The organism is Alkalicoccobacillus porphyridii (assembly GCF_007293315.1).
Taxonomy (GTDB): domain Bacteria; phylum Bacillota; class Bacilli; order Bacillales; family Bacillaceae_D; genus Alkalicoccobacillus; species Alkalicoccobacillus porphyridii.
Map to the genome: position 1 here is coordinate 1 of NZ_VLXZ01000174.1, position 280 is coordinate 280.

A 280-nucleotide genomic window follows, 5' to 3' on the forward strand; every position below is an offset into this window, starting at 1 on the left:
TTTTGGTGAAGCGGTGAAAATTGAGGGTGAATGGCGAGCGTTGCTGGTGACTGAAGATATGGCGGGGTTCATCAGCATTGCTGACTGGTATGCCCAGCATGCAGTATCGCCTTATTCTGACGAAGTACGGCAAGCCATGTTGAAAGCAGTGGCGCTGGCGTTTAAGAAAATGCATGGCATTAATCGTCAGCATGGCTGTTGTTATGTTCGCCATATCTATGTGAAAACAGAAGGTAATGCAGAAGCTGGTTTTCTTGACCTGGAGAAAAGTCGTCGCCGC

1 protein-coding gene is annotated in these 280 nt (G+C 48.2%); it reads left to right on the forward strand.

Going from position 1 to position 280, the window contains the following annotated elements:
* Nucleotides 1-280 (forward strand): lipopolysaccharide kinase InaA family protein (locus tag FN960_RS23935; RefSeq protein WP_221936847.1); only part of this gene is annotated, 280 nt, incomplete at both ends.